The following is a 5,933-nucleotide window of genomic DNA, read 5'->3' on the forward strand; positions in this document are numbered from 1 at the left end:
ATGATTTCGCTTTTTTACTATTTGCTTATTCCGGAGAGTGACAGAAGAGGGATAGCATGGTTTTTAGCAACGACCTTACCTGCATATCCCATCGCATCCATGAACTTTGATTTAGTGGTTAGTAAGGTATAGTCAAAGTCTACCTGGTAAGGGGATTTTTCATGCAGCATAAAGGGGATACCACTGACCGTAGTGTAGCCAACCAACGGGTCGGTATTAGAGAGCATCGCTTTGGTAGCGATTGTCACCCTCGCCCCTTGATGATTTCCATAGACCGAACTTGGCAGTAAACCTGGAGCTGCGATCGCTACAGCGCTAGAAGCTTCCTGCTTCATCTCCAAAATGCGATCGTCGTCGGTTGCTGAAGTTGGGCCCTCAATCAGCAAGTAATACCGATACTTACCAAGACTACCAGTACCAGAACCTAATTTGAGACGAATATCTTTTAGGGTGTAGTAACTATTGCTGTAGCGCTTACTGCTAGGAATTGAAGCGATGTAGCTGCTCATTGCCCCAGTAATATCTGAGTAGGTGCTGCTGGATACAGGCTGGAGTTCAGAGGTTGTCTGAAAAACTCGATTGCTACTGCTATTTAGCAGCGTGTACTTATTTAGCAAACTAGAGCGGCTCTTGGCTGCTGCCTGTTGAATTAAATCCTTGACCACACCGTTGGTATTGCTCTCTTGCAAACGGTATGATAGCTCGTCGTTAGTCCCCTTAAAGTCGCTCATCTTGTTGAGGTAAGCATCCAGAAAATTCCGCACAATATCTTGACCATCACTGGAGCTTAGGCCGTTTTCTTTGGCTGCTAGGAGAATCGAGACTGCCATACGTCGCAAATCCCAAACATAAGGGCCAAGATAACCTTCATCAAAGTCAGTAGTATCAAAGACGTTATTATCGTTGCCATCTCTCATTCCCCCAAGATTTTGCAGATGCATATCCCCCTCTAACCAAATGGCATCAGTAGAAGAATTGACAAATCCTGAACTTGGTAATGTTTGCATATCGCGGTAGAAGATGTGAGCCGTTCCTCGATAGAAGGCAAAGGGGCTAGCTGTCATCTTTTGCATTTTCGTTGCCAGTTCTTGGGGCAATTGAGAAGCAAAGGGATGGTTGTATTGGTAAATTTCATTTTCTACCCAAGTTGAACGGGGAGTTGCAGCAACAGATGTAGATGCAAACCCCAAAGTTAAAATAAAGAGGGCGACAATTCCAGATATCTGTTTGAGCATGAAAGTCTCTTAGGCGGTAAAGAAATTAACTCTTGTTGAACTCTTGTGTAGACACAACCATCCAACAACAATTCTTTTACCACCTTGAGTCAGAACTTATAAAGTGATTTAAAGCACAATGTAACAACTATTCATAGCCAGTAAAAAGATTGCTATCAAGAATTTTACGCTGTCCTCATTCAAGCGAACGCGAGTAGCGTCTCGTAGAGAGGAAAACGGGAGAGTAATACCTACAGCAGACGGGTACGCCATCGCACTCATTTATGAGAACACTATTTGCCCTATGCTGAAGCGGAAAGTAAAAACAACAGTTATGAAATTTGCACAAAATCTTACCCCCCGCCAAGGCTTACTGAAAGCCCTGACTTTAGCAATCCTTGTATTGGCATCCGTAATGCCCCCAACTGTTCTAGCTAACGAGAGTGGTGAGAAAGCGACATTCAACAGCACCACGCTCCAAACCATACTCACCAGCAGTCATCGCTCCGTTGCAAATCGTGACCGAGACAAGTACCGCCACCCAGCCCAGACCCTCGAATTCTTCGGTTTGCACCCAAATATGACCGTAGTTGAATTGTGGGCAGGGGGCGGCTGGTATACCGAGATATTAGCGCCGTTTCTAGCGGCAAAGGGGCAACTCATAGTTACTAACTTGGCTAAGAGCACAAGTAAACCCGCTTTGGCTTTCCAAGAAAAACTAGCAGCTAATCCAGAGGTTTTTGGTAAGGTCAAAGTCGCCCAAATCAATCCCCCAACCGAACTCACCCTAGCCCCAGACAATTCTGTAGACTTAGTTCTTACCTTCCGCAATATTCACAACTGGGTCAAAGCTGGCTATGACGAGCAGGTTTATGCGGCGGCTTATAAAGCACTCAAGCCAGGGGGCATCTTGGGAGTGGAAGAACACCGTGGCAAACCAGATATTTCTTTGCAAGAGAGTATTAAAACTGGTTATATGTCTGAAGATAGGGTAATTACTGCTGTGGAGAAAGCTGGCTTCAAGTTGGTAGGCAAATCAGAGATTAATGCCAACCCAAAGGATACTAAAGACTATCCAGGCGGAGTCTGGACACTACCTCCAACCTTGAGCCAGGGTCAAAAAGATAGGCAACGCTTCCTCACTATTGGGGAGAGCGATCGCATGACCCTCAAGTTCGTTAAACCCAAAGCCTCCTAAGAGGGGAACAGGGAGACAACTGTTGCCTCCTGATATGAATAATTACTATTGACTGCTGAGGCGATCGCACAAATAGCAGCTTGACTCGCTTAAAAGCACAGGAGCGTAATTAACCACCGTAGGCATCGCTCTGTGGTTTGTGCTTTTTATCCTCCAAATAGGCATCACCGTGCCAAACCGGGTTAATTGTACTCTAAGGCTGAAAGTAAGATGAGGTAAGCCTTTCAAGAAGCGCTTTTTAGTGAAAAAACTATGATTATGCTGCTAGTTTTGATCGAGTTTGAACGAAAAATCGTCATTTTAGGCACTTGAATTTTTCTTAGCGTACAAAAAACCTTTTTTGGCACGGTGATGCCACACTGGACAAAATATACCTCATTGTGCAAAATAATGGGCAGTTTTAAGAGATGCGATCGCAAGAAGGCGGGCGGTTACGCCATCGCACTCTTGGCGCTCGCGGAGCGCCATAGCTTCAAATACTTGATTGGTAAAGAGTGTAACCTAGTACCCTTTTCCCATTATCGGTAAATTAATTAATCAATAAATAATGTTAAGAATATGCTCTCAATGTGTTTTGAAACAAAGATATTTAGCTAAATACGGTAGTATATGGTTAGTGTTGGGTTATTGAGATGTTCTCTATTTTCAGGCTAAATATTTAAATAAGATTGCCCATGAAAAGGGTATAAAAATAATTTCGCCCAACCATTAATTATTTTCTCTTCTATAGGAATAGTATTTGATTTTACCAAAAGTTATGTAGGGGAGCTAGCCGAGAGTACAGCACCAAATCCTTGATGATGGTGCGTTACAAAGTGCGTTCTAACACAGCCGACAATACCTAATTTTGTTCAAAAATAAAATATTATTCCTATAGTAAAACTTCAACGCTAGCAAGAAACCAAATATCAAGTCAAGAAGAAAGTATGCCGAAAATATCAAATTTCGGTGGATTATTTGTGTGCTCAACAGCACAAACAGCAGGTTGAAAACTAAAGTTACTGAAAAGTTAGATAGATGTAGGTAAAAGCTATGACAAACATCATTGGAACCAACGGTAACGATACATTGGGTGCTAGCGGTTCAAAAGGTGATAACCTGCTCTCTGGAGGCGATGGCAATGATAATATCTCCATCTCTGGCAGATTACTCACTCTGTTCAGCAACGCCGGGAATTCGGACTCCGACTCTGTCTCAACAGGCAATAACACCCTCAATGGAGGCGCAGGTAACGATACATTGAGTGCTAGCGGTTCAACAGGCGATAACCTGCTCTCTGGGGGCGCTGGCAATGATTATCTTGACATTTCTGGCGCATTCAGCATTGCATACAGGACTAATGAAGACTCTCGCTCAAAAGGCAATAACACCCTTAACGGAGGCTCAGGTAACGATACATTGAAGGCTAGCGGTTCAACAGGCGATAACCTGTTTGATGGAGGCGATGGCAATGATTTTCTTGACATTTCTGGTGAATTCCTGGAATCCTTCGGCGACCTCAATAACTCTGTCTCAACAGGCAATAACACCCTCAACGGAGGCTCAGGTAACGATACATTGGGTGCTAGCGGTTCAATAGGCGATAACCTACTTGATGGAGGGACAGGTGATGATTTGTTGTTCGTCGATTACAAGAATGCTACCGGTGGGATCGCTACAACTTTTAATGCCACCACTAACATTGGCTCAATTACAGCAGGCACGAGTAGGATTAGTTACAAGAATATCGAACGATTCAATATCTTAGGTACAGCCTTCGATGACAATATTGTGGGGAACTCTGGCAATGATACGCTCTCTACGGGATCTGGTGGCAAAGATACGATAGATGGGGGTAAGGGTGACGATTTCTTATTCGTCGATTACACCAATGCTACAGGGGGTATCGCGACAACTTTTAATGCCACCACTAACATTGGCTTAATTACCGCAGGCACGAGTGGGATTAGTTACAAGAATATCGAACAATTAAATATCTTAGGTACAGCCTACAATGACAATATTGTGGGGACATCCGGCAATGATACGCTCTCTACGGGATCTGGTGGCAAAGATACGATAGATGGGAGTAAGGGTAACGATTTGTTATTCGCCGATTACACCAATGCTACAGGGGGTATCGCGACAACTTTTAATGCCACCACTAACATTGGCTTAATTACCGCAGGCACGAGTGGGATTAGTTACAAGAATATCGAACAATTAAATATCTTAGGTACAGCCTACAATGACAATATTGTGGGGACATCCGGCAATGATACGCTCTCTACGGGATCTGGTGGCAAAGATACGATAGATGGGAGTAAGGGTAACGATTTGTTATTCGCCGATTACACCAATGCTACAGGGGGTATCGCGACAACTTTTAATGCCACCACTAACATTGGCTTAATTACCGCAGGCACGAGTGGGGTTAGTTACAAGAATATCGAAAGATTAAATATCTCAGGTACAACCGACAATGACAATATTGTGGGGACTTCTGGCAATGATACGCTCTATGGGGGGAATGGCAATGATACCCTCTATGGGGGGGATGGTATTGATACCTTTGTTTTTAATGAGTACTATCAAAACGTTGATAGCCTTTATGACTTCAACGCCACCAATGAAGTGATTCAGGTATTAGCTAGTATTTATTATGAGAGTCTTGGTGGGTTATCACCAGGCACACTCTTGGCTACTCAGTTTACCATCGGAACATCTGCAACTACTAGCGAACAGCGATTTATCTACAACAGCGCTACAGGTGGACTGTTCTTGGACGTAGATGGTAGTGCATCTGGGTTTACTCAGCTGCAATTTGCACAATTATCTGCTGGGTTGTCACTAACCAACAACAATTTTGTAGTTGTTTAATCTGTATTAGTGCTTTGCCATCACTAAGGACATCACCGTGCCAAATAGCAACCAAGACAACCGCTTAGTTTTTCAAGCAAGTCAACTTAAGTTTTAGGCTTTTCCTCTAAGAATTTTTCTAGTATCTATTCATACAAGCAATATTTATCATCTCAGATGAGGAGGGAAGGAGATCAAGGGGCGACGATAAAGCGGCTTCACTCCATTGCACTTACATTCTTCAAATCAACATTACCCTACTTCAGAAGATAGATACATTTTTGAAAAGTTGAAGCACACTTGTAAAAGCAACTTTAACTATTCAATAATGGTGTGGCAATGTGGCTAAAATACGGTGTAGATGAAGATGGGATATTAATATGTATTGAAGATATCGACAGGGGGAAGACTTTACTTAAGTGTCCTTACTGTAATGGTGAGCTAACCGCTAAAAAAGGCAAGGTAAAAGAGCATCATTTTGCTCATAATGACCAAACTTGCCGCCCCATAGCTAACCGAGAATTTCCAACTCTGCCTCTCTATGATAATTTCAACATTCAACTATCAAGCAAGGATTTAGCACAGTTAAAATTACTCTGGAAGGAATACGGAGCCAAAAATTATCCTATTATAGGAATCATATTTGATTTTTGAAAAAAACTGCGGCATAATACGGATAAAAA

General features: G+C 42.9%; 4 protein-coding genes. 3 read left to right on the forward strand and 1 reads right to left on the reverse strand.

The genetic code is table 11. The annotated features are described in order from the left end of the window. Window positions 1–17 precede the first annotated feature (17 nt). Window positions 18–1,235 carry a DUF2252 domain-containing protein gene (locus RM368_RS37700; RefSeq protein ID WP_322698797.1) on the reverse strand — a complete coding sequence of 406 codons (1,218 nt, stop codon included), beginning with the start codon at window positions 1,233–1,235 and terminating at the stop codon, window positions 18–20. 313 nt (window positions 1,236–1,548) lie between these two features. Between RM368_RS37700 and RM368_RS37705 the strand changes: the two genes are divergently transcribed. The 3 genes from RM368_RS37705 to RM368_RS37715 all read left to right on the forward strand — a co-directional run bounded on the left by RM368_RS37705 (window position 1,549) and on the right by RM368_RS37715 (window position 5,904). Further along, entirely contained in the window at window positions 1,549–2,412 is an 864-nt protein-coding gene (locus tag RM368_RS37705; protein ID WP_322698798.1) for a class I SAM-dependent methyltransferase, read from the forward strand. Window positions 2,413–3,444: 1,032 nt separating this feature from the next. Next, on the forward strand, window positions 3,445–5,271 hold the full coding sequence (locus tag RM368_RS37710; protein WP_322698799.1) for a calcium-binding protein: 1,827 nt from the start codon (window positions 3,445–3,447) through the stop codon (window positions 5,269–5,271). 312 nt (window positions 5,272–5,583) lie between these two features. Further along, window positions 5,584–5,904, forward strand: a complete 321-nt coding sequence (locus RM368_RS37715; RefSeq protein ID WP_322698800.1) for a competence protein CoiA family protein — start codon at window positions 5,584–5,586, stop codon at window positions 5,902–5,904. Window positions 5,905–5,933 lie beyond the last annotated feature (29 nt).

This window comes from Nostoc sp. DedSLP03, assembly GCF_034530815.1.
Lineage (GTDB): Bacteria > Cyanobacteriota > Cyanobacteriia > Cyanobacteriales > Nostocaceae > Nostoc.